At 66.2% G+C, this 23,084-nt stretch carries 19 protein-coding genes; 11 read left to right on the forward strand and 8 right to left on the reverse strand.

The features are described from left to right. Window positions 1–55: 55 nt before the first annotated feature. Window positions 56–1,549 (forward strand): cytochrome P450, encoded by a 1,494-nt coding sequence (locus ACW2Q0_RS23615; protein ID WP_457193082.1) that lies wholly within the window; start codon window positions 56–58, stop codon window positions 1,547–1,549. 32 nt (window positions 1,550–1,581) lie between these two features. On the opposite strand, the gene ACW2Q0_RS23620 is transcribed toward ACW2Q0_RS23615, so the two are convergent. Then, the gene (locus tag ACW2Q0_RS23620; RefSeq protein WP_457193083.1) at window positions 1,582–2,430 is read right to left on the reverse strand and encodes a tat pathway signal sequence; all 849 of its coding nucleotides are present in this window, start codon (window positions 2,428–2,430) and stop codon (window positions 1,582–1,584) included. A 102-nt stretch (window positions 2,431–2,532) separates the two neighbouring features. Continuing rightward, window positions 2,533–2,715, reverse strand: coding sequence for a hypothetical protein (locus ACW2Q0_RS23625; protein ID WP_457193084.1), 183 nt, complete (start codon window positions 2,713–2,715; stop codon window positions 2,533–2,535). Window positions 2,716–2,993: 278 nt separating this feature from the next. Here ACW2Q0_RS23625 and recC point away from each other — a divergent pair, with 278 nt between their 5' ends. The 6 genes from recC (at window position 2,994) to ACW2Q0_RS23655 (ending at window position 13,639) form a co-directional block, all read left to right on the forward strand. Continuing rightward, a complete protein-coding gene (recC, locus tag ACW2Q0_RS23630) occupies window positions 2,994–6,341 on the forward strand; it encodes an exodeoxyribonuclease V subunit gamma (RefSeq protein ID WP_457193085.1) in 3,348 nt (1,115 codons plus the stop codon). 154 nt (window positions 6,342–6,495) lie between these two features. After that, window positions 6,496–9,846 (forward strand): UvrD-helicase domain-containing protein, encoded by a 3,351-nt coding sequence (locus tag ACW2Q0_RS23635; protein ID WP_457193086.1) that lies wholly within the window; start codon window positions 6,496–6,498, stop codon window positions 9,844–9,846. Continuing rightward, a complete protein-coding gene (gene recD / locus ACW2Q0_RS23640) occupies window positions 9,843–11,735 on the forward strand; it encodes an exodeoxyribonuclease V subunit alpha (RefSeq protein ID WP_457193087.1) in 1,893 nt (630 codons plus the stop codon). Before ACW2Q0_RS23635 ends, recD begins: the two co-directional genes overlap by 4 nt. A gap of 67 nt (window positions 11,736–11,802) precedes the next feature. After that, entirely contained in the window at window positions 11,803–12,276 is a 474-nt protein-coding gene (locus tag ACW2Q0_RS23645; RefSeq protein ID WP_457193148.1) for an RNA polymerase sigma factor, read from the forward strand. After that, window positions 12,276–12,890: a methylated-DNA--[protein]-cysteine S-methyltransferase gene (locus tag ACW2Q0_RS23650; RefSeq protein ID WP_457193149.1), complete on the forward strand. Its 615-nt coding sequence runs from the start codon at window positions 12,276–12,278 to the stop codon at window positions 12,888–12,890. The genes ACW2Q0_RS23645 and ACW2Q0_RS23650 overlap by 1 nt, the downstream gene beginning before the upstream one ends. Window positions 12,891–13,126: 236 nt before the next feature. Continuing rightward, window positions 13,127–13,639: a mycothiol transferase gene (locus ACW2Q0_RS23655; RefSeq protein ID WP_457193088.1), complete on the forward strand. Its 513-nt coding sequence runs from the start codon at window positions 13,127–13,129 to the stop codon at window positions 13,637–13,639. A gap of 182 nt (window positions 13,640–13,821) precedes the next feature. On the opposite strand, the gene ACW2Q0_RS23660 is transcribed toward ACW2Q0_RS23655, so the two are convergent. Then, window positions 13,822–14,391, reverse strand: coding sequence for a DUF3558 domain-containing protein (locus ACW2Q0_RS23660; protein WP_457193089.1), 570 nt, complete (start codon window positions 14,389–14,391; stop codon window positions 13,822–13,824). Then, window positions 14,388–14,828: a hypothetical protein gene (locus ACW2Q0_RS23665; RefSeq protein ID WP_457193090.1), complete on the reverse strand. Its 441-nt coding sequence runs from the start codon at window positions 14,826–14,828 to the stop codon at window positions 14,388–14,390. Before ACW2Q0_RS23665 ends, ACW2Q0_RS23660 begins: the two co-directional genes overlap by 4 nt. Window positions 14,829–15,114: 286 nt before the next feature. On the opposite strand from ACW2Q0_RS23665, the gene ACW2Q0_RS23670 reads away from it, so the two are divergent. Continuing rightward, a complete protein-coding gene (locus ACW2Q0_RS23670) occupies window positions 15,115–16,608 on the forward strand; it encodes a flavin-containing monooxygenase (protein WP_457193091.1) in 1,494 nt (497 codons plus the stop codon). A gap of 8 nt (window positions 16,609–16,616) precedes the next feature. Here the strand turns inward: ACW2Q0_RS23670 and ACW2Q0_RS23675 are convergent, their stop codons facing one another. Next, window positions 16,617–17,291, reverse strand: coding sequence for a TetR/AcrR family transcriptional regulator (locus tag ACW2Q0_RS23675; protein WP_457193092.1), 675 nt, complete (start codon window positions 17,289–17,291; stop codon window positions 16,617–16,619). A 104-nt stretch (window positions 17,292–17,395) separates the two neighbouring features. Here ACW2Q0_RS23675 and ACW2Q0_RS23680 point away from each other — a divergent pair, with 104 nt between their 5' ends. Then, entirely contained in the window at window positions 17,396–18,346 is a 951-nt protein-coding gene (locus ACW2Q0_RS23680) for a metal-dependent hydrolase (protein ID WP_457193093.1), read from the forward strand. After that, the gene (locus ACW2Q0_RS23685) at window positions 18,343–19,413 is read left to right on the forward strand and encodes a PDR/VanB family oxidoreductase (RefSeq protein WP_457193094.1); all 1,071 of its coding nucleotides are present in this window, start codon (window positions 18,343–18,345) and stop codon (window positions 19,411–19,413) included. Before ACW2Q0_RS23680 ends, ACW2Q0_RS23685 begins: the two co-directional genes overlap by 4 nt. 165 nt (window positions 19,414–19,578) lie before the next feature. Here the strand turns inward: ACW2Q0_RS23685 and ACW2Q0_RS23690 are convergent, their stop codons facing one another. Together ACW2Q0_RS23690 and ACW2Q0_RS23695 are read right to left on the reverse strand one after the other, a co-directional pair. Then, the gene (locus ACW2Q0_RS23690) at window positions 19,579–20,379 is read right to left on the reverse strand and encodes a putative protein N(5)-glutamine methyltransferase (protein ID WP_457193095.1); all 801 of its coding nucleotides are present in this window, start codon (window positions 20,377–20,379) and stop codon (window positions 19,579–19,581) included. Window positions 20,380–20,484: 105 nt separating this feature from the next. Then, window positions 20,485–21,327 carry a YdcF family protein gene (locus tag ACW2Q0_RS23695; protein ID WP_457193096.1) on the reverse strand — a complete coding sequence of 281 codons (843 nt, stop codon included), beginning with the start codon at window positions 21,325–21,327 and terminating at the stop codon, window positions 20,485–20,487. A 277-nt stretch (window positions 21,328–21,604) separates the two neighbouring features. Between ACW2Q0_RS23695 and ACW2Q0_RS23700 the strand changes: the two genes are divergently transcribed. After that, window positions 21,605–22,459, forward strand: coding sequence for a bifunctional 5,10-methylenetetrahydrofolate dehydrogenase/5,10-methenyltetrahydrofolate cyclohydrolase (locus ACW2Q0_RS23700; RefSeq protein WP_457193097.1), 855 nt, complete (start codon window positions 21,605–21,607; stop codon window positions 22,457–22,459). A 159-nt stretch (window positions 22,460–22,618) separates the two neighbouring features. Here ACW2Q0_RS23700 and ACW2Q0_RS23705 read toward each other — a convergent pair whose 3' ends face one another. Further along, a complete protein-coding gene (locus ACW2Q0_RS23705) occupies window positions 22,619–23,077 on the reverse strand; it encodes a MarR family winged helix-turn-helix transcriptional regulator (RefSeq protein WP_457193098.1) in 459 nt (152 codons plus the stop codon). Between the last annotated feature and the right edge of the window lie 7 nt (window positions 23,078–23,084).

Genomic DNA, 23,084 nt, shown 5'->3' on the forward strand with positions numbered 1-23,084 from the left:
CGAATGAATGTGAAAAAGAGAATACGATAGATCCCGTCGTTCAGGGAGGTTTGTCATGGTCGCTGAAGACCGTGTCGTACACATCCGCGGCGAGTCTGGAAAGCCCAGCGTGCGGCCCGAATCCGAGAATTTGTCGCTCATCGACATCCCGGACGACCACCTCATTGATCGACTGCTGCGCCGGGTGCCCGAGCGTCCGCATGTGCTGGCCTCACCGCCACGCGGCAGTACCGCGACCGCGGTACACGGCGATGCCGGACTCCCGTATTTCGGCCGGGGATTGCACTATCTGCGCTGGGGTCCGGCGGAAATGATGCAGCGTTATCTTCGCTACGGTCCGGTATCACTGAATTCGTCGCTGGGATTGGATCGGGTACTGGTCTGCGGTCCGGATGCGATCGACGAGGTGCTCGGTAAGCGGCGTCGCGATTTCGGCCAGGGCTGGGACTACTTCATCGGCCCGTTTTTCCGGCGCGGACTGCTGCTTCTCGAATTCGACGAACACATGTTTCATCGCCGGATCATGCAGCAGGCCTTTACCAGGGAGCGGCTGGAAGCGCATCTGGCGACATTGACGCCGGTGGCGCGGGCAGCCATCGATCGGTGGGTGCCGCGGTCCGGTGGCACCGTCCGGCTGTACCCGACGATCAAGGAACTGACCCTGGAGATCGCGGGCGAGACCTTCATGGCCGTCGATGTCGGGGTACCGCGCCGCAAACTCATCGCGGCGTTCATCGACTGCACCCATGCCGGACTATCGATCATTCGACATCCGGTTCCCGGCGGCCATTGGCGTGCCGGGCTGCGCGGGCGCAAGGTGCTCGAGCAGTACTTCACCGAGATGCTGCCGAGCAAGCGGCGAACCGAATCGGCGGACTTCTTCTCCGGACTGTGCCATGCGCGCACCGAGGACGGCGCCGAATTCAGCGACGCGGATGTGGTCAACCACATGATCTTCCTGATCATGGCCGCGCACGACACCACGACGACCACCGCCACCGCCGTGGCCTACTACCTCGGCAAACATCCCGAATGGCAGCGGCGGGTGCGCGCCGAGGTGCGTGCCGTCGATGCCGAAATCGGCGGCGGCGCACCGACAATCGCCGATCTGGACAGGATGCGCGAACTGGATCTGGTGCTCAGGGAGAGTTTGCGTTTGATGCCGCCGGTGCCTGGGCTGCCGCGACGGGCGGTGCGCGACACCGAAATTCTCGGACATTACATTCCGGCGGGCACACCGATCGATTGCGCGTATACGGTCAATCACTTCCTGCCGGAGTTGTGGACCCGGCCGGAAGTGTTCGATCCGGAACGCTTCGGTGCAGCGCGGCGCGAGGACAAATCGCATCGACTCGCCTGGATGCCTTTCGGGGCGGGAGCGCACAAGTGCATCGGGATGCACTTCGGGACATTCGAGGTGAAGACGATCATTGCCGCGCTGGTGCGGGACTACGAGTGGGAACTCCCCGGGGATTACCGAATGCCGTGGGGATTCACGACGATTCCGTTCCCCCGGGATGGTGCGCCCGTGCTGTTGCGTCGCCGCTAGCGATCGCTTGCGAGTCGCCCGAACGGATCAGCTCAGCGGCCGCTGAAAAGCAGTTCCGCGACCTTGGTGTCGGTCGCGGCGCCTTCGGTGTAGCCGCCGTCGTTGCCGAGCGAGCTCATGATGGCCAGGGTGTAGCGTTCGCCGGGTCCGGCGAAGCCGACCGAGTTCACCACCCAGCCGCCCTGCTCCTCGGACCAGCCGTTTTTGAGGCCGGGGCGCATCGCGGCGCCCGCGCCCCACAGGCCCCAGTGCTGGTTGCTGTCGACCGCGCGCATGCGGTCGAACAGGTAGTTCCGGTCGTCGGGGTGCATATTGGTGAAGATCGAGTCCATCAGCCGATCCAGATCGGCGGGGGTGCACTTCTGGAACGACCAGTCCGGGAACATGGCGGTATTCGTCGGCTGTGGAACCAGGTTCACCATGCCGTTGGCGCGGAAGGCGTTGTTATAGGCCATCCGATCGAGGCCGGCGTATTTGTTCCAGAGGATGTCGGCGGCTTGGTCGTTGGACGTGGCGAGCATCGATTCCATCAGGCCGCGGTCCTCGGGACTCAGACCGATCACGCCCGCCCGCGCGCGGTTGAGCAGATCGGCGGCGATCGCCAGCTTGATGGTGGAGGCGGTCCAGACCGAGTTCTGCGCATTCTCGTTCGCGTACACCCCACCGCTCACTCGATCGCGGACCACGTAGCCGGTCACACCGGGCCGATTCTTCAAATACGCGTCGACAGCGGCGATTCGGCTGCTCATATCGCAATCGAATCCGGCGATGCAGCCCTGCATATGCGCCGGAGGCGCCGCATTGGCCGACGGAATCAGCGCGGTGGTAGTGGGGACCAGGATCGCCGCAGCGGCGAGAACGGAGACGGAGGCGTGACGCACGAGGCACCACGATCGCACATCGGCGCGCCGGACGCACGTCTTGAGCTCAGGCCGACGCTGTGGTACTCGGCGTTACGCGCTTGTACCGCAGTGTCTTTCGCCCTAGCGGAATGCGGCATGTAGTTCCTCGACGGTGCGACCGTTGAGGCGGTAGCAGTGGGCGAAGGCCTCGGCATGCTGGTCGCGGGGCCAAGAGTTCAGAACGACGGCGCGACCATAGGAGCGTGAATTGACCAGCTCCCATCTGTCACCGACCCGGCGGACCGTGAATCCGCCTCTCGGCATCAGGGGAATCACCATCGCCATCATGAACGCGAACCAGCCTTTCCTGCAGCTATCCCGTTCCTCCCCGGTTGAGCACTGTCGCACATCGACGGCTGCGGTCCGACATGACACGACGAAGTAAATCGTTCGCATGTGGCTCAATTCACTCCGGTGGGAATGGGGTCGGGAGGTTGCGTACTGGTCGCTGGGCGTATAAACGTGCGAGGGCGCCGAGCCGTGCGGATAGGCGACTTGACGCACCGTGCGGATGTACCGGACCAACCGATGAGAGGGCGCAGATGCCGCTACACATACATCGCGCCGAGCGCGCCGATGCGTTGGCGCAGGCATTGGCCGCACTGCTTGCGGAACCGTTGCCGGACGCCTTCGCGGCCGAGGTGGTCGCGGTACCCGCGAAGGGTGTCGAGCGGTGGTTGACGCAGCGGCTGGCGACCGTGCTCGGCGTGTCGGGGCGCTCGGACGGCATCGCCGCGAATATCGAATTCCCATCTCCCGCTGCGCTCGTCGCCGAAGTGTCGTCGGCGGCGAGTGGCGTCCGACCCGAGACGGATCCGTGGGTACCGGAGCAGGTCGTGTGGACGCTGCTGCGGGTGATCGACGCATCGCTGGCCGAGTCGTGGGGTGCGGTGCTCGCGCGACATCTCGGGGTCGGGGAACCCGCCGGGCATCGGGTCGGTCGGCGGTATGCGACCGCCGCGCATCTGGCGGCGCTGTTCGATAGTTATGCGGCGCAGCGGCCGAGCCTGCTCGCGGAATGGGCCGCGGGCTCGAATACCGACGGTGCCGGGCGGACGGTACCGGATGACCTGCTGTGGCAACCGCAATTGTGGCGGCGGTTGCGGGCCGAGATCGGGGTGCCGAGTCCGGCCGAGCGGTTGGACGCGGCCTGTGCGCGGCTGCGAGACGAGCCGGATCTGGTGAATCTGCCCGGACGTTTGTCGCTGTTCGGGGTGACGCGGCTGCCGAGCGATCAGCTGGCGGTGTTGTCCGCGCTGGGCGAGCGACGGGATGTCCATCTGTGGCTCGCGCATCCGAGTCCGGTGATGTGGACGCGGTTGAGTGCGCTGCCTGCCGCGGCGGCCCGGGCCGATGATGTGAGTGCCACGGTGGTGCGGCATCCGTTGCTCGCCGGACTCGGCAGAGATGTGCGCGAACTCCAGCAGCGACTGGTGGGCGCCGTGGACCAGCATCACGCGGCTATCGGGTCGAATCATGTTGGCGTTCAGCAAGATTCGGCTGCCACACTGCTGGCGGCCCTGCAGTCCGGGATTCGGGACGATGTATGGCCGCCTGAACCCGCGAGCTTCGCTGACCGCACCGTGCAGGTGCATTCGTGTCATGGACCGGCACGACAGGTCGAAGTGCTGCGCGAATGTCTGCTGGGTTTGTTCGCGGCCGATCACACCCTGGAACCGCGCGATGTGCTGATCATGTGTCCCGAGGTGGAGGCGTATGCGCCACTGGTGCGGGCGGCGTTCGAGCAGAAGATGGTGGCGGCGGTCGAGTCGGTGGGAGATTCGGCGCATCCCGCGCATCTGCTGCGGGTGCGGCTCGCCGATCGGGGACGCGGGGTGACCAACCCGATGCTCGCGGTGATCGCGGTCTTGCTCGAGCTCGCCGACGGGCGGGTGACGGTGACCCAGGTCCTGGATCTGGCGGCGTCCGAAACCGTCCGTCGCCGTTGCGGTTTCGATGATGACGATATCGAGCGGTTGCGCGAGTGGGCGGCCGAATCCGGGGCGCGGTGGGGAATCGGGCAGCGCCAGCGGCAGGCTTTCGGGCTGGCCGATTTCGCGCAGAACACACTCAATAGCGCGGTGGACCGCATTCTGCTCGGTGTCACCGCGGACGAATCCGCTGAGGACTGGCTGGATCTCGCGCTGCCGCTGGACGATGTGGACAGCAATGACGTGGATCTGGCCGGCCGATTCGCGGAATTCATCGACCGGCTCGCGGTCTGCCTGCGTGACCTGCGCGGGCCGCGTCCGGCACGGGAGTGGGCGGCGGTCCTCGGGCGCTGCCTCGAACTGCTCACCGATGTGCCCGACAGTCAAGCGTGGGTCCGCACCGAGGCGCGCCGTGAGCTGGCCGCCGCCACCGAACACGCGGGCGAGGTGCCGCTGCGGCTCGCGGATGTCGGTGTGCTGCTGTCGAGTCGGCTCGCGGCGCGCCCCACCAGGGCGAATTTCCGGACCGGCGAGCTGACGGTGTGCACGATGGTGCCGATGCGTTCGGTGCCGCATCGGGTGGTGGTGTTACTGGGCCTCGACGACGAGATCTTCCCGCGCACCAGCGGCGTGGACGGTGATGATGTGCTCGCGCGCAATCCGCTACTGGGCGAACGGGATACGCGCAGCGAGGATCGTCAACTACTGCTGGATGCGGTGTTCGCGGCCACCGAGCAGCTGTTGATCTTCCACACCGGTGCCGACCCGGTGACCGGCGCGCATCGCCCACCCGCCATCCCGGTCGCCGAACTGCTCGACGCACTGCGCGCACATGTCGGCGCGGCAGGTATGGCCGCAGTGGTGACCCGACATCCGTTGCAGGGATTCGACCGTCGCAATTTCCTGGCCGAGCGCCCCTTCAGCTTCGATACCGTCGCACTCGCCGGAGCGCACGCCGCCGGACGACCCGCACAGCCGCGGCCAGCATTCCTGCCCGAACCGCTGCCCGCGCTCGAACTCACCGATGTCGCACTGGCCGACCTGATTTCGTTCGTCGAACATCCGGTGCGGGCATTCCTGTGGCAGCGTCTCGGGCTACGCGTCCCCGAACACGAAGACGATATCGCCGACCGGCTGCCCATCGAACTCGACGGCCTCGCGAAATGGGAGTTGGGCGAACGACTGCTGTCCGCGCGGCTCACCGGCGCGGATCCGTCGACGCTGCGCGCGGCGGAGTGGCGGCGCGGAACATTGCCGCCGTTCGGTTTCGGTGGCGCCGTGCTCGATGAGGTCGAGTCAACGGTGGACAAGCTGGTGCGGGCGGCGCTGCCGGCGTACGAGGCCGCGCCGCGCGCGGTCGATATCGCGGTGGATCTCGGCAACGGCCGTCGGCTCACCGGCACGGTGCCGGAAGTGCGCGGTGAATCCTTGGTTCGCACCACCTTCTCGCGGCTGGCGCCGAAACACCGGATTGCCGCTTGGGTTTCGCTGCTGTCCTTGGCGGTCGCCGAGGATCGCTCGTGGCGCGCGATTACCACGGGCCGCGGCCAATTCGGCCGTCCCGCTTGGTGTTCCGAGATCCTTGCTCCGGAACCGCCTGCCGCGCTGGCGATCCTGCGTGAGCTGGTGCGGCTGCGCGATGCCGGTCTGACCGAGCCGCTCCCGATCGCCCCCTGCGCTACCGCCGTCTACGCCGAACGTCGCTTCCGCGGCTCGAACACCGACGAAGCCATCAGCGCGGCCGAACGCGAGTTCAACGGTGGGCCCAACGGTCCCGGGCCATTCGGTGACCACACCGACCGTCACCTCCGCTATATCTGGGGACCCGCCCCTCGCCTCGAAGACCTGATGGCCGCCCCCGCGCCCGCGGGCGAGCCCGGGGAAACCACCCGCTTCGGGTCCCTGGCTCGTCGCATGTGGGCACCGCTGCTGGCCGCCGAGAATCAGGGCCAGCCGTGAGTAGCGGATTCGTCGAGTGTGATGACCGGTCGGTGCGCCTCCCACATCCCGGTGAGCGTCAGGTGGACGGTGGAGGTATCGGTCGGCGAGAGACAATACTGCTGATGCGCAGTGCGGGTACCGGATGCGCCAGGCACGGAAAGGGACAGCGGGGATGACCGTCGAGGACACCGCATTCGCCGCGCCCTCGCTGGACGGCGACCGATTCGATCCCACTGGGCCGCTGCCGACCGGAACCATGGTGCTCGAGGCGAGCGCGGGGACAGGTAAGACACATGCGATCGTCGGGTTGGCGGTGCGGTACGTCGCCGAGATCGGCATCAATATTTCGCAGCTGTTGCTCGTGACGTTCAGTCGGGCCGCCACACAGGAACTACGGGAACGCACGCGGGACCGATTCGTCGCGGTGGCGGCGGCATTGGCCGATCCACCGATGGCTCGGGCCCATGCCGATGAGCTGATTCGGCTGGTGGCGCAGGCCGATTCGGCCGAGGTGCTGCGGCGACGGCGGCGATTGCTCAGCGCGCTTTCGGATTTCGAGGCCGGGACCATCGCGACGACCCACAGTTTCTGCCAGCGGATGCTCGATGAGCTCGGCTTGGCCGGCGAATATGATCCCGGGTCGCGGTTGGTGGAGACGGTCGATGATCTGATCGGAACGGTCGCCGATGACCTGTATCTGAACCGGTATGCCCGTGCGGAGCCGCCCTTTTCGCTGAAGGAGGCGCATACGCTCGCGCTGGCGGCGGTACAGGATCGGCACGCCGTATTGGTGCCGAAAGGCGCGGGACCGGCAGGGGAGCGGGTCGCCTTCGCCGCCTCGGTGCGTGCGGAAACCGAGCGCCGCAAACGACTCGCCGGACTGCGCGATTTCGACGATCTGCTGGTGCTGTTGCACGATGTGCTCGCCGATCCGCAGCACGGGCCGCGGGCCTGTCGCCGTATCCGCGATCGCTACCGCGTCGCTCTGGTCGACGAATTCCAGGACACCGATCCATTGCAGTGGAATATCCTGCGGCTGGCGTTTCACGGTCATTCGACCCTGGTGCTCGTCGGTGATCCGAAGCAGGCCATCTACGCCTTCCGCGGCGCGGAAGTTCTCAGCTATCTCGATGCCGTCGCCCTCGCCGATACCCGCAAGGAGCTCACCGCCAACTGGCGTAGCGATGCGGGTCTGCTCGCCGCGCTGGATCATCTGCAGGGCGGTGCGGCGTTGGGGCACAGTGCGATCACGGTCCACCCGGTCACCGCGACCCGCGGCTGGTCTCGACTGTCGGGCCCCGAGGACCAGACGACGCCGCTGCGAATGCGGTGTCTGCCCCGCACCGGCGCGGGCCCGTTGAACAAATCGGGGTTCCCGGCGGTCGGGCGCATGCGGGCAAAGGTCGCCGAGGATCTCGCGGCGGATATCGTGCGGCTGCTCGAATCCGATGTGCTGTTCGAGGCGAAGACCGGGCCGCGTCCGATCGGGCCCGGCGATATCGCGGTACTGGTCCGGACTCGATCCCAAATCGATGTGGTGCGAAACGCTTTGGACCGCGTCGGGGTCGCCTCGGTACTCGCCGGTGGCACCAGCGTCTTCGCCACCAGCAGTGCGACGGACTGGCTCTGGCTGCTGCGCGCGCTCGAACAGCCGCATCGCTCCGAACGTGTCCGCCTCGCCGCCTGCACACCGCTGCTCGGCGTGACCGCCGTCGAAATCGATAGCGGCGGTGCGGATCTGGTCGGCCGCATCTCGGCCCAACTGCGGGAGGCGGCTCGGCTGTTCGCCCGTGCGGGTTTCGCCGCGGTCTTCGAAAAGATCTCCGCCGAAGCGAATGTGGCTCAGCGCCTGCTCTCGGTCGAGAACGGCGAACGCGAGCTGACCGATCTGCGGCATATCGCGCAGTTGCTGGACCAGGTCGCGCTGACCGAAGGTCTCGGCCTCACCGCGCTGACCCGCTGGCTCGCCGACCGCGTGCGCGATCCCGCCTCCGGATCGGTCGCCGACCGCAGCCGGCGCCTCGATCGCGATGCCGCGGCGGTGCAGATCGCAACCGTACACGCGAGCAAGGGTCTCGAATTTCCCATCGTCTATCTGCCTTTCGCCTGGGACAACGCGAAGAATCCATACCCGCAGACCCTGCTGTTCCACACCGATGACGGCGCTCGCGTACTCGATGTCGGCGGCCAGGACGCCTCCGGCTTCGGTGAGCGCAAGCTGCGCAGTGAAACCGAGGAGGCCGGCGAGGAACTGCGCCTGCTGTATGTCGCACTCACCCGCGCGATGTGTCAGATCGTCGCCTGGTGGGCGCCCGCGATCACCACCGCCAACGCGCCGCTGCATCGGATGGTCCTCGGTCGCCCGGACGGCGGGGAACTTGTGCCGAGCAAGGCGGCGGTGCCTGCGGATGCCGTTGCGGTGTCGATGCTTTCGGCCTGGGCCGCCGGTGCGCCGGAGGCCATTTCGGTGGCAGGTGTCGAGCACACCGGTGCGGTGGAGATCCGTCGCGTACGCACCGAACTCCCGACCGGAGCCCTCGCCGCGGCCCATTTCGCCCGCACCCTGGACCTGCAGTGGCATCGCACCTCCTATTCGGCCCTGACGGCAGGTGCGCATGATGCCGCGATTACGGAGGCCGAACCGGAGGACCAGCGCGGCCCCTCCGACGAGCCCGGTACACCGCTTCTCGCCGAAACCGAACCCGTCATCTCGGATGCGGCGCCGTCGCTGATGAACGCACTGCCCTACGGTGCCGAATTCGGCACCTTGGTGCACGGTGTGCTCGAGCGAATCGATACCGATGCAGCGGATCTGTCCGCCGAGGTCCACACCCGCTGCCGTGCCGCCACCGACGAGCTGATGGCCGAGGCCGATCCAGTGGTACTCGGCAGCGCCCTGATCGCCGTGCTGCACACCCCACTCGGATTCGGTTGTCTCGCCGATATCTCCACCCGCGACCGGCTCAATGAACTCGACTTCGAGCTCCCGCTCGCCGGTGGTGACACTCCGGGTGCGCATACGGTCACGTTGCGCCGGATCGCCGATCTGCTGCGGATCCATCTCCCGGTCGATGATTGCTTGTTCAGCTATGCCGACCAACTCGCGTTACTGGACGACACCCCGCTGCGCGGCTACCTGACCGGCAGTATCGACGCGGTGCTGCGCATCACCGAAAAGCCCGGTGCGCAACCACAATTCGTCATCATCGACTACAAGACCAATCGTCTGGGCACCGGCGATCTCACCGTCGACCACTACACCCACCACCGCATGGCCGCCGAAATGTTGCGTTCGCACTATCCGTTGCAGGCCCTGCTCTACGCGGTCGCCCTGCACCGCTACCTGCGCTGGCGGCTGCCCGGTTACGAACCGGCGCGTCACCTCGGTGGTGTCCGCTATCTTTTCGTCCGCGGCATGGTTGGCCCCGAAACACCCTCGGGCTGTGGTGTTTTCCACTGGAATCCACCGGCCGAGCTGATCGTCGCCTTGTCCGACCTGCTGGCGGGGGAGGCTGCCCGATGACGTCGATTCAGTTGGCGCAGCGGGGCACCGGGCTGCTGCGTATGTTCAACGAGGCCGGTGTGCTTTCCGCCGCCGACGTGCACGTCGCACTCCGATTGGGCCGGATGGGCCGCGAATCCTCGGAAGAGGTGTTGTTCGCGGCCGCGCTGGCCGTGCGGGCGGTGCGGTCCGGTTCGGTCTGTCTGGAGCTGCACCGTATGCGCGAAATCGGCGTCGATGCCGACGAAACCTGGGATGCGGGTGCGGGTATCGACCCCGCGACACTGCCGTGGCCGGATATCGATACGGTCATCGCCGCGCTGCGCGTCAGCCCATTGGTATGTGGGGGACCGGCTGGTCCCTTGCAGCCGCTGCGCCTGGTCGGCGCGCAGGCCACGGGTCCGTTGCTGTATCTGGACCGCTACTACCAGCAGGAGCAGATTATCCGCCGGGTGCTCACCGAGCGCTCCGGACACCATCCGAAGGTGGATCCGGCCATCGTGCGGCGCGAACTCGACCGGCTCTTCGACGCTCCGGTCGGTGCGGCTCCGGACCGCCAGCGGATCGCGGCCGCACTCGCCGCGACACACTGGACCACGGTGGTGGCGGGCGGACCGGGTACCGGCAAGACCCACACCATCGCCCGCATCCTGGCCCTGCTCGATGCGCATCAGCAGGCACATCCGAAGCTGCCCGCACTGCGCATCGCCATGGCCGCGCCCACCGGTAAAGCGGCCGCGCGACTGCAGGAAGCGGTCCGCGAACAGGCTCGAGCACTGACTCTGCCGGAACTCACCGCCGCCACCCTGCATCGCCTACTCGGTTGGCAGCGCGGCCGGGCGACCCGGTTCCGGTACCACGAGTTCAACCGACTGCCCTACGACGTGATCGTGGTCGACGAAACCTCTATGGTCTCGCTGACCATGATGAGCAGTCTGCTTGCCGCGCTGCGCCCGGATACCCGCCTGGTACTCGTCGGCGATCCGGATCAGCTCGCCTCGGTCGACGCCGGTGCGGTCCTCGCCGACCTCGTCGCCGGACCCGTTGCCGGCGCACCGAATCCGGTTCTCGAACAGGTGCTCGGTGCGGAATCCATTGCGGCCGACAGTAATCCGGAGGCGCTGACCGATCTCGAGCGCAAGCGGCTGCGCGGCGGCATCATCCGGCTGACCCGCGGTCGGCGCTTCGGCGGCAAGATCGCCGAACTCGCCGTCGCAGTCCGTGCGGGTGAGGCCGACACCGCACTCGCATTGCTGCGTGCGGGCGGTGCGGAACTCTCGCTCTGCACCCCCGAGGACACCGCACCCGTTCGCGGCGATGTGGTGCGGGCCGCCCGCGAGGTCACCGCGGCCGCCCTCCACGGCGATGCCGCGGCGGCACTGACCGCACTCGAATCCCATCGCCTGCTGTGCGCGCATCGCCAAGGTCGCTTCGGCGTCGAACGCTGGGACCGCATGGCCGGCGAATGGGCCGAGGCCGGTGGTGCGGGGCCGGATTCGCACCAGGCACCCTGGTATCCGGGCCAGCCCCTGCTGGTCACCGCCAACGATCACGAAGCGCGCATCTACAACGGCGATACCGGTGTCATCGTGCGCATGCCCGACGGTTCGCTGCGCGCGGCCCTGCAGCGCGGCAGTGAGCCCTATCTGGTGCACCCGACCCAATTCCCGGCCGTGGTCACCGTCTTCGCCATGACCATCCACCGCAGTCAGGGCAGTCAGTACGACACCGTCTCGGTCGTTCTGCCCGAACCCGAATCCACCCTGCTGACCAGGGAACTGCTGTACACGGCCATCACCCGGGCCCGCCGCCACGTCCGCATCATCGGTACTGACGATTCGATCCGTGCCGCCATCGATCGACGCGTCCTGCGCGCCAGCGGCCTGTCGCGTATCCCGGAGTCACAGTGACCTCCAGCGACGGGCTGCCTCGGGAATCTCACGTTTTCCACGCCCCGGACGTCTACCCGGCGTGAGATTGCCTCCGTTCGAGGACGTGGTGGCCGAATTCGGCCCGATGGTGCTGCGTGTGTGCCGGGCCGTGCTCGGTCCGACGGATGCGGCCGATGCGTGGTCGGAGACCTTTCTGTCCGCGCTGCGCGCCTATCCCGACCTCGACCCGACGACGAATATCGAGGCCTGGCTGGTCACCATCGCGCACCGGCGCGCGATAGATGTGGGGCGCGCACTGACCCGCGCACCCGTCCCCGCCGAAACCCTGCCCCAACGTCGTGCACCCGATGCCGACCCGGCCGACTACGACCCCGATCTGTGGGACGCGCTCGCGTCGCTGCCGACCAAACAGCGCCAAGCGGTGGCCTACCACTACCTGGCGGGGCTACCACACGCCGAAATTGCGCAGCTGCTGGGCAATTCGACCGACGCCGCCCGCCGCGCCGCCGCAGACGGCCTCAAAACATTGCGCAAGCTCTACCCGAAGGATCGAATATGATGGCCACTATCGACCGGGATCCGTACGGCCTCTTCGACGGCCTGAACGCGAACTCCGGCGAGATCCTGTCCCGATTGCGTCGACGGCTGGCCGCCGACGCCCAGGCCGTGGGCCTGCTCGACGTCGCCTACCGCACGCTGGACACGCCCGTCGGCACACTGCTGCTCGCGGCCACCCCCGCGGGCCTGGTGCGGGTCGCTTACCCGAACGAGAACCACGACACCGTGCTCACCACCCTCGCCGAGCGGATCAGCCCGCGCATCCTGGCCGCACCGGGGCGCCTCGGCGCCGCGGCCCGCGAGATCGAGGAGTACTTCGCCGGTGTGCGAACACGATTCGATCTGCCACTCGATCTGCGATTGGCCGTCGGATTCCGGCGCCAGGTGATCGAGCAGCTGAGCGCTATCGGCTATGGACATCGTGCGAGCTATGCCGATATCGCTGCGGCCGTTGGTAATCCGCGCGCGGTTCGCGCGGTCGGCTCGGCCTGTGCGCACAATCCACTACCGGTGGTCATCCCGTGCCACCGGGTGGTGCGCAGCGACGGATCGATCGGTCAGTACGTCGGCGGCGTCACCGCGAAGACCACCCTGCTCACGCTCGAAGCGGTATGAATGCCGATGCAGTGAAAACCGCCCTCCCGACGCTCGCGCAATCGGTGGCGCTGGCTCGCAACCGTCTGCTGGTGCTATCGAGTGCTCGGGGCCGACGGATCTCTGACCGGTTACGCGGGCGGGCTGCCCGCCAAACGAGCCGTGCCCGACCTCGAATCGGCCGACCTGCTGTTGCCGTTGGGCGGATAGCCGCGGGAGTCGGGAATACCGGGGCCGCTGTGTCGTTGCACCGGGGCATGACGAGCGCAGAGTTATTGGTCGATGCCTTCGGACGGGTGCGGGAGAATGTGCATGGCGCGGTCGCGGGGCTCGGGAAGGATGAGCTGGCGGCTCGGATCGATCCCGATGCGAATTCCATTGCCTGGCTGATCTGGCATCTGACCCGGGTGCAGGACGATCACATCGCGGACGTGGCAAACCTGGAACAGGTGTGGACCGCGGCTGGCTGGCGCAAGCGGTTCAACCTGCCGTTCGCCGACGAGGAAACCGGCTACGGGCACGGCGCCATGGCTGTCGTCGAACTCGGCGGTATTTCCGCCGAGCTGCTGTTGGGCTACTACGACGCGGTACACGCGCAGACGATCGACTATGTCTCCGGACTCACCGATGCCGATCTGCCCCGTATCGTCGACACTCGCTGGGATCCGCCGGTTACTCTCGGCGTGCGCCTGATCAGCGTCGTAGACGACGATATCCAGCACGCCGGCCAAGCCGCCTTCATTCGCGGAGTCCTGCTGCGTCGCAGGTAGTTCAGTGCTTCGACCCGGGACCGATCGGCAGGTCGGCGTTGCGGACGCTCTCCAGGGGGCCGAAAGCCTGGCGTCGCGCTATCCGCCGGTGTACCCGGCGTGGATGCGCGGAATCGAGCGCGGCTGGTAGCCGCAGCCCGGCGATCCGGTAGCGGATAACCAGGCTCGCTCGGATCGACCTGTCAGCTACCTCGGGGGAGGAGCGGGACAACGGCTTCGGCGATTTCGGTGACGTTATCGCAGGGGGAGAGTTTGCGGGGGTGGAGGCCGCGTGGGTCGTCTACGAGGATGTAGAGGGAGCCGGATTTCATGTCGATATTGATGGTGCAGCCGCCGGGGACGTCGGGGCGGGCCTCGTAGCGTAGGGCCTGGCGGCCGTTGATGGTGAGTTCGGTTGCGTTAGGGAACTTTTCGCGGACTTGGGTGAGGGTTTCGTTGGTTGTTCGGACGCGGAATGTGTACGTGCTCTGCGCGACGTAGCTGCAGCCCTTCCAGTGGGAGTTGCCCGTCGAGTCCTGCGTGGGCGTGGGCGTGCGGGCATTCCACCGGTGTTCGGAGAGGAACTCGGGTGTCAGTGCGGTGCAGGGGTCGAATGCGGAGTTCGATGTGCTGGACGGTGTGGCCGAGGTACTGGACGTGGTGGACGTCGAGGTCGATGGGGAATCGCTGCCGCCACCGCAGGCCGCGAGGACGGTGGCCGCAGCCACGATCAGCAGGCCCGCTGCCGAAGAGCGCTCGGCGTGGATCCTCATACGCGGATCTCGCGCATGCGTCGGGCGAAGTCTTCATCGGTGCGCTCATAGACGTCACGGATGGTCTTGAACAGCGTTTGTATTTCCGTCGCAGCCGCGATGTAGCCGCCGATCGTGTCGTAGGCGTTGTTCGGGCCGCCGAAGGCCTTCTCCTTGAACAATTTCACCAGCTCGATCGCTGAGGTCAGGCGCGGGTTGTTTTCGCCGAGTCCCCAGGCCGACCGCTCGCCGAGGGCACGCGCCTCGTTCTGGACCGAGGACAGGTCGATGATCAAGTTCTGGCAGGCCGCGTCAATATCCAGAAACGCCTGCGGTTCCATCCGCACCTTCAGCGCTGCGGCCTTCGCATCCTCGATATACCCGCCGAACGCGCTGTCAACAGCCATAGCGGTCGCCCTTCCACTAATTCCGTCTGGTATAGAGACGTACGCGCCCACGAAACGGTTCCATCGACGCTCGGATCCGGGTGTTCTCAGGAAGTCGGTGTACGCTCACTCGCGACCACGCGGACACTCGCTCGCGGCGGCCGACCACCCGCCCGGTAGCCACCAATTCGCCTCGTCGGCTCGACCAGCACGGGCACCAACAGCATCCGAACCATGTCGCGCCCACGACCAGGGCGATGATCATGCCGATACCGAGGACTCCGAAGACGAACCGCACGGATAGGCTGGAGGTGGAGTCGGTGCGTATCGCGCCGCCGAATATCGGAGGACGAGATCGATGACGACCGCTGGCGAGCATGTCGATGTGCTCATTGTCGGTGCCGGGCTGTCCGGCATAGGCGCGGCGTATCACCTGCGGCGGGCATTCCCGGGGAAGAGCTATGCGATTCTGGAGAGCCGCGACGCGATCGGCGGCACCTGGGACCTGTTCCGCTATCCGGGAATTCGCTCCGATTCCGATATGTACACCCTCGGCTATCGCTTCCGTCCATGGCTCGGGGACAAGTCGATCGCCGATGGCGCAGACATTCTCGACTATGTGCGTGACACCGCCGCCGAGAGTGGGATCGACCGCCATATCCGCTTCCGTCATCGGGTCGTCGGCGCCGAATGGTCGTCGCGGGAGAACCGTTGGACGGTGCGCGCCGAACGTACCGACACCGGCGAAACCGTCACTTTCACAGCCGGATTCCTGTTCTGCTGCTCCGGTTACTACCGTTACGACGAGGGCTACACCCCGGATTTCGCGGGTACCGAGCGCTTCGCCGGACCGGTCATCCACCCGCAGCACTGGCCGCGCGATCTCGATGTCGCGGGCAAGCGCGTGGTGCTGATCGGCAGCGGCGCGACCGCGGTGACACTGGGGCCAGCGCTGACCGAGCAGGGCGCGCAGGTGACGATGCTGCAACGTTCACCGAGCTACATCATCTCCGCACCCGCCCGAGACGACCTCGCCGTCAAGGCGCGTAAATTCCTGCCCACCCGTGCCGCGTACACGGTGGCCAGGGCCAAGAATGTGGTGCTCGCCACCGCGATTTATCAACTGAGCCAGCGGTATCCGCAAGCCATGCGCCAGCGGATCAAGGGTTGGCAGCGGCGCTGGTTGCCCGAGGGCTACGACATCGATACACACTTCACACCGATCTACAACCCATGGGATCAGCGACTTTGCCTGGCGCCCAATGGTGATTTCTTCCGAGCGATTCGCAAGGGTCGATTGGATATCGTGACCGATAAGGTCGAGACATTCACCGAGACGGGTCTGTCACTTGCCTCCGGCGCGACTCTCGATGCCGATGTCATCATCACCGCAACGGGATTGAATCTGCTCGCCTTCGGTGGCATGGAGCTCGTCGTCGACGGACAGCCGGTGCACCTCTCGGAACATATGGCCTATAAGGCCATGATGCTCTCGGATGTGCCGAATTTCGCGTACATCATCGGATACACCAACGCCTCGTGGACGCTGAAGGCGGATCTGGTGTGCGAGTATGTCGTTCGGCTGCTACGCCACCTGGACGACAACGGATACGCCCGCTGTGCACCGGTGCGCGATCCATCCGTCCAGGCGGCCTCGCTATTCCTGAACTTCAATCCGGGCTATGTCCAACGCGCAGCCGCCCAATTCCCGATTCAAGGCACCAAGGCGCCATGGCGCTTGCGCATGAATTACCTACGCGATGTGCTTACGCTGCGCCACGGCAAGATCACCGATCGCGCGATGGTATTCGAACGGGTCAGGGATCGCGATCCGGTGTCCACGCAGGGGTAATGCCGGCGTCAGTGCGCTTTCTGTGGCTCGGACGACCGCGCGGTCGCGATCTTGCGTAACACGCTGGTCGCGTGATCGTCGAACCGTTCGCGCGGGATATCGATCGTTCCATCCAGCCACGGGCGGTACATATACGCCATCGCGCCGAAGATGGCATTCGAGTTGAGGCTGTTCTCGTACTGGTCCGGCGGTGTCGGTGGTCCGTCGCCGCCCATTCCGATCGTCAGGGCGATCGGGGCGGTGAACAGTTCGATCAGCTCATTGCCTCGGTCGCCGAGTACCCGCGTGGCCTGCGATTCCACGAACATGATCTGGCCGCGGCGGCGATCCTCGACCAGATAATCGGTGAACGCCGAAATGGCATGGCGGAATAGTTTCTCCGGCTCGGGTGGTGCGGTGGCCAGTGCGGCGAGCAGGCGTTCCTGCGCACCGAGAACGACCGTTTCCAATGCCGCGGTGAGCAGTTCGTCCAGATTCGGGAAGCTTTCGTAAAAGTAGCGCTCGGTGAGTCCAGCTTGTCTGCAGACCCCGCGCATGGAGATATCGGAGGCGCCGATCGTGGCCATCAACTCGATGGCGGCCTGTACGAGCTGTTCGCGGCGCGCGGCGATTCGGTCGGCCGGAGGCGTGCCGCGCCATCGGCGCATTCCCGGTATCGATCCATCGGAAACGGCGTCGTTCATGGCTCGATCCTCCCATAGCCGAAAAGTTGACATCATGTGATGTTGACAGCAGTTGATGTCGGCAATACATTGATCGTCCAGGGACCCGACGTGAGGACCAGCAGATGGGCATTGCGTACGCCGATCAGGCTCATGCCATCAACGCGCGGAACGTCAGCTTCGATTTCGATTCGGTGCCGATGCACTACATCCCCGGCGAAGTCATGGCCACCCACATCATCAATGTGATGCACCTGGTGCTCCCCGAGGGCGAGCGGGCCATGGCGCAGGCACTGGCCGAAGCGCTGCCGCTGATCGATGACGAGCGATTGCGGGAAGAGGTCCGTGGCTTCATCGGTCAGGAGACGATGCACGCCGGTTCTCACGAAAAGGCTCGCCACCAGTTGGAACGCCTCGGACTCGAGGTCGGGCCGATGGTGGATCGCGTCGCCTGGCTGATCGATCGGCTGCTCGGTGACCACGGACTGTCCGGCCGGGCCAAACACGAATGGCTGTGTGAGCGACTGGCCCTGTTCGCCGGGATGGAGCACTACACCGCAGTCGTCGGCGAATGGCTACTCACCAACGACACATTGGCGGCCAAGGGGATGCATCCGGCAATGCTGGATCTCGTCCGCTGGCACGGCGCCGAGGAGGTCGAACATCGCAGCGTGGTCTATGACGCATACATGTATCTCGACGGCGGCTACGCCCGCAAGGTGCGGCAGGCGCTGATCGCCAGCTCGGGATTGGTTGTGCTGTTCGTGGTTTCGGGTGCCTATCTGTTCCATCGCGACCCGTCGCCGAATAAGGGCAGGTGGTGGCCGCTGCAGCTGGCCAGTGCCTCGGTGCGCGGTGTGATACCGAATATCACCACCTTCTTCACCGAGATTCCGCGGTACCTGCGGCCGGGATTCCATCCCTCCCAACTCGGCCCGATGGATAGCGCACTGCGCTACCTCGCGCAGTCGCCGGCGGTACGGGCAAACGCAGTGACCGAGCGCGGCGAGGAGGCCATAGACACAGTCGCCTGGCCGGGCGTGACGCAGCCGAGCGCCGGCGAGGCGCAGTCATGACCGCCGTGGCGGAGCAGTTCCAGCCGGGGACCGGACTGCGGATGATCGCGTCGGCGGTCGACACCTACAAGCGGGTATTCACCGAAGGGAAAGCGGCGCAGCTACTTTCGCAGCCACAGCCGGTGCGCCACACCGGCTACGATTTCGACCTGGCGATCATGGGAATCGAGGCCGAGGCCGACGAGGTGGTCAGCCTGACCCTGTGCGATCCGGGCGGTGCGGAGCTGCCGGCCTGGACGCCGGGCGCCCATATCGATATATTCCTGCCCTCGGGTCGGCAGCGGCAGTATTCGCTGAACAGCGATCCGGATGATCGCAGCTGCTACCGAATCGCGGTGCGGTACCTCTCCGGCGGCGGCGGTGGTTCGCGCGAGATCCACGAGCAGCTGTCCGTCGGCGACCGGCTGCGGGTACGTGGACCGCGCAATGCGTTCCCCCTCATCAACGCACCAGAGTATTTCTTCGTCGCGGGGGGTATCGGGATCACGCCGATTCTGCCGATGATCACCTCCGCCGAACGCGCCGGAATACCATGGCGGCTCATGTATTTCGGGCGTTCGCGGGCACGGATGCCGTTTCTGTACGAGTTGGCCCACCTCACCGGTGGTGATGTGGTGGTGCGACCCGACGACGAGTTCGGGATGCCGGATCCGCGGATGATCTTCGAACAGGCGCCGACCGGTGCCGCGGTATATGTCTGCGGACCACCGGCATTGGCCGAAGCCGCGCGCAAAGTACTACTGCTACACGATCCGACGGCCTCGCTGCACACCGAGCGTTTCTCGGCGCTGCCGGTCAGCGACGGTTCGCAGTTCCGTATTCGATTGCGCCGCAGTGGCACCGAGGTCGATGTGGCGGCCGATGAGACCGCGCTGAGCGCGATCCGGCGGGCCGTACCCGGCGTCGCCTACTCATGCCAGCAGGGTTTTTGCGGGACGTGCCGGGCGAGTGTGCTCGCCGGTGAGGTGGAGCACCGGGACCGGACGCTGATGCCCGGCGAACGGAGCAATGCGATGCTCACCTGCGTATCGCGTGCCAGCGGTGGCGAACTCGAACTGGATCTGTAGACGGTTCACTCCGCGGCCGGGAGTGTCTGGACCAAGGATGTCGATCGAGGTTCACGCCCGATTCTGGAACAGGATGATGTCGTCGACACCTTGACGTGCGCCACTCGATGGACGAGTTCGCCGGTCACGAGAAGAAGTGGTCTGGGCACGTTGGGGTTGGCCCCGTCACCTATTCGCCTTGGTGCCGATGACGACCGTGGCGTAGAGCTCGTCGGATTCGGCGATGCGGCCGGTGAAACCGTGTGCGCTCAGGACGGTGATCGCGGGCTGGGCCTGGGCTTGGCTGGATTCGACCAGCAGGTGGCCGCCCGGTGCGAGCCAGGTGCCGGCGGCGGCAACGACGCGACGGAAGATATCCAGGCCGTCGGGTCCACCGTCGAGGGCAGTGCGTGGTTCATAATCGCGCGCCTCGGGCGGCATTCGGGAGATCATGTCCGATGGCACGTAGGGGGTATTGGCCAGCAGGATATCGATGTGGCCGCACAATTCACAGGGGAGCGGTTCGAACAGGTCGCCCTCGTAGACGTGCGCACCGATCGGTGTGAGGTTGCGGCGGGCGCATTCGACAGCGGCGGGCTCGATATCGGCGGCGGCGAGTGTTATCGGACGGCCTTCGGCGGCCAGGGTTGTCGCAAGTGCGAGCCCCAATGCACCTGAGCCGCAGCACATATCGAGGACGACCGGATGCGTGGGCATGGTTCGGGCGAGTGCGGCGGCCTCGTCGACGAGGAAGGCAGTGCGCTGGCGCGGTACGAAGACGCCCGAGGTGACCGCGACGCGGATACCGTGGAATTCGGTCCAGCCGAGCAGATATTCCAGCGGTGTTCCGCAAACGCGCCGTGCGACCAACTCCGTGAGATCGGCGCCCGTCTCCACTGCGGCATCGGTGAGCAACCGCGCCTCGTCCTCGGCGAATACACAGCCCGCCGCGCGCAGTTGCGCGACCACGTCTCCAGTTGATGTCATCGGGATATCGTGCCGTGTAGGACGGGACTGGTGGGTCCGAGCGTGCACTTTTGCGCCGGAGTTATGACACTTCGGGCCGAAAGTGCACGCTCGGACCGATTTCGCTCAGCGCGAGGTGGCGAGCTGGAACGTCCGCGTCGCGTCCAGGTAGATGCCGCGCTGCGCCTGCTTGGCAGGTGGCGGCAACTGCGATACCAGCTGATCGAGTGAGGTGGTCGCCCCGACCACCCGAGTGCCCGCGACAATGAAATCGGCGACCGCGCGCCGGATGTGGTTCGGCGAGGTGACCACGACCGCGCTGTCCGCGCCGACATCACGTAGCATCTTGGTGCTGAACAGCGCGTTCTGCACCGTCGATCCGGCCCGGCTCTCGACATTGATCCGGGATGCGGGCAGTCCTTTGCTGAACAGCCAGGCCCGCATGGCCTCGGCCTCGCTGATGCCGTTCTGTGGATTACCGCCGGTGACGATGATCGGTGAAAGTGGTGAGGCGACCGCCTGCAGCCACGCGGCGGTCAGCCGGTTCACCAGCTCGGGGCGCAGCGAACCGTCCGGGAGCAGGCCGTAGCCCAGCACCACGATTCCGGTCTGTGGTCCGACGATCGCGGGCAGCGGATTCGGCAGGGTGCCGACCGCGGCGGCGATCGCGCCGAGCACATTGTTGGTGTCCTGGGCCAGTGCCGGGTCGACGGCGGTGAGGCGGGCCAGTGCCTCGGCCATGGCGGGCAGATCATCGGCGTACTGCGACCAGATCGCCTGCAACGACAGGGCCTCGGCGTCGGCCGGGTCGGCGGCGATCAGCTGTCGGAGTTCGGCGCGTCCGGTGGCATCATCACCGTCGGTGAAGGCGCGCTGGGCGGAGTTGTAGAGGGTATTGGTCTCCGGCGCCGCGACGGCGGGTGCGCCGGATAATCCGGTGATGGTGACGGCCGCGAACGCGGTCGCCACCCCTAGTTTCCAATGCCTCGAGATCTTCACTACAGTCGACACCTTTCCACGTGTGAAACGAGGGTTCCGGTAGGTCAGCTGACAGCTAGCTGCGGGCAAGCACAATCACGATACGACTGGTAACGGTCATCTTCGGGTAATTGCCGGCCGTTGTTTCGGGTATTCCCGCAAACCGAATGGCGCGCACCGTGACCGAGCGGACCGAGCGGACAGCGAACACCATCGACACAGGGCCACCGGAACCGGCGGCTGCGGGTAGCCGATAAAGTGTGACAACGTGGATACCGTTTCGCTGTCCGGCAAGGAACTCGCCGCCGCCATCAACGCCGACACCAAGCAGCGTGCCGCCGCGCTCACCGCGAGCCGAACCGCGCCGCGCCTGGCCCTGATCGTGGCCAATGACGATCCGGCCAGTGCGTGGTATGTGAACTCGCTGCGCAAGGCCGCCGAACGTCTCGGAATCGGCTGCGACATCATCGAACTCGGCGCCGACGCGAGCATCGAGCGGATCCGCGACGAACTCTCCGCACGCAGCGCGGACACCGTCATCGACGCGATCATGCTGCAGACTCCGCTGCCCGCCGGTGTCACCCTCGACGATGTCAGCTCCGCCATCGCCGCCACCAAGGATGTCGACGGGGTCAGCCCGCTCTCGCTGGGTCTGCTGGCCTCCAACCTCGACGGCTTCGTTCCCGCCACCTCCGAGGCCGTCGTCGAACTACTGAAGCATCACGAAATCTCGCTCGCCGGTAGGCATGTCGCTGTCGTCGGCCGCTCCAACATCGTCGGCAAGCCCCTGGCCCAACTCCTGCTCGCCGAAAACGCCACCGTCACCATCTGCCATTCCCGCACCACCGACCTGGCCGCGGTCACCTCTGCCGCCGATATCGTCGTGGCCGCGGCCGGCCGCATCGGCTTGGTCACCGGCAAACACATCCGTGAGGGTGCCACCGTCATCGATGTAGGCACCAACGAATCCCCCGACGGCGAAATCGTCGGCGACGTAGAAGCCGAAACCGTCCGTGGCAAGGCCGCCGCCCTCAGCCCCGTCCCCGGCGGCATAGGCCCGGTAACCACCGCCCTGCTCATGCGCCACGTTGTCGCCGCCGCCGAAAAGGCCCACCCCGCCTAATCGACCACAGTTCCAAGGATTTCGGTGCATTCGGTGGCGCCGAGCGCCTCATACAACAGGATGTGGGCGGGCTCCGGCAGTGGTAGCGGTTTCCGCCTTCGCAATCGGACTGGTGGCACGTCCACTATGATCCGATTCAGCTGCTGGGCGGCGGCGAATTCACGCGATGTTCGTCCCGGCGGACGTGCGCATCGATGCCTGCGAATCGAGTGTCGCGAGTAGTTCGCGAAGTGTTGTGCGCTGTTCGGTGGTCAGGCCGGCGAAGACCTCTTCGGCGGCGGCGCGGCGGGCGGCGGCCATCTGGGAGAGGGCGGCTCGGCCGGGGTCGGTCAGTGTCACGAGGGTCGAGCGGCGGTTGGTCGGGTCGGCGGCGCGTGACACCAGATTCGCTGCTGCGAGCGCATCGACGACGGTGGTGGCGGATCGGGGAACGACGCCCAGGTGATCGGCGAGTGCTGCCATCCGCAGGGGCTGGTCGTGGTGGCCGATGATGCGGAGAGCGCGGGCCTGACCTGGGGTAATGCCCATCGGCGCGAGTCGGGCCGCCTGGTTGTGGCGGATGCGTTTCGCGGTGCGCAGGAACAGCTCGGGTAGATCGGGATCGAGCGCGACGTCCATTTGTTGA

Source organism: Nocardia citri, assembly GCF_054065835.1.

Excerpts from the sequence above, each read along its gene's own strand:
- ACW2Q0_RS23615 (WP_457193082.1), top strand. The coding sequence starts at position 56 with ATGGTCGCTGAAGACCGTGTCGTACACATCCGCGGCGAGTCTGGAAAG.
- ACW2Q0_RS23625 (WP_457193084.1), bottom strand. The coding sequence starts at position 2,715 with ATGCCGAGAGGCGGATTCACGGTCCGCCGGGTCGGTGACAGATGGGAG.
- recC (WP_457193085.1), top strand. The coding sequence starts at position 2,994 with ATGCCGCTACACATACATCGCGCCGAGCGCGCCGATGCGTTGGCGCAG.
- ACW2Q0_RS23635 (WP_457193086.1), top strand. The coding sequence starts at position 6,496 with ATGACCGTCGAGGACACCGCATTCGCCGCGCCCTCGCTGGACGGCGAC.
- recD (WP_457193087.1), top strand. The coding sequence starts at position 9,843 with ATGACGTCGATTCAGTTGGCGCAGCGGGGCACCGGGCTGCTGCGTATG.
- ACW2Q0_RS23650 (WP_457193149.1), top strand. The coding sequence starts at position 12,276 with ATGGCCACTATCGACCGGGATCCGTACGGCCTCTTCGACGGCCTGAAC.
- ACW2Q0_RS23655 (WP_457193088.1), top strand. The coding sequence starts at position 13,127 with ATGACGAGCGCAGAGTTATTGGTCGATGCCTTCGGACGGGTGCGGGAG.
- ACW2Q0_RS23660 (WP_457193089.1), bottom strand. The coding sequence starts at position 14,391 with ATGAGGATCCACGCCGAGCGCTCTTCGGCAGCGGGCCTGCTGATCGTG.
- ACW2Q0_RS23670 (WP_457193091.1), top strand. The coding sequence starts at position 15,115 with ATGACGACCGCTGGCGAGCATGTCGATGTGCTCATTGTCGGTGCCGGG.
- ACW2Q0_RS23675 (WP_457193092.1), bottom strand. The coding sequence starts at position 17,291 with ATGAACGACGCCGTTTCCGATGGATCGATACCGGGAATGCGCCGATGG.
- ACW2Q0_RS23680 (WP_457193093.1), top strand. The coding sequence starts at position 17,396 with ATGGGCATTGCGTACGCCGATCAGGCTCATGCCATCAACGCGCGGAAC.
- ACW2Q0_RS23685 (WP_457193094.1), top strand. The coding sequence starts at position 18,343 with ATGACCGCCGTGGCGGAGCAGTTCCAGCCGGGGACCGGACTGCGGATG.
- ACW2Q0_RS23690 (WP_457193095.1), bottom strand. The coding sequence starts at position 20,379 with ATGACATCAACTGGAGACGTGGTCGCGCAACTGCGCGCGGCGGGCTGT.
- ACW2Q0_RS23705 (WP_457193098.1), bottom strand. The coding sequence starts at position 23,077 with ATGGACGTCGCGCTCGATCCCGATCTACCCGAGCTGTTCCTGCGCACC.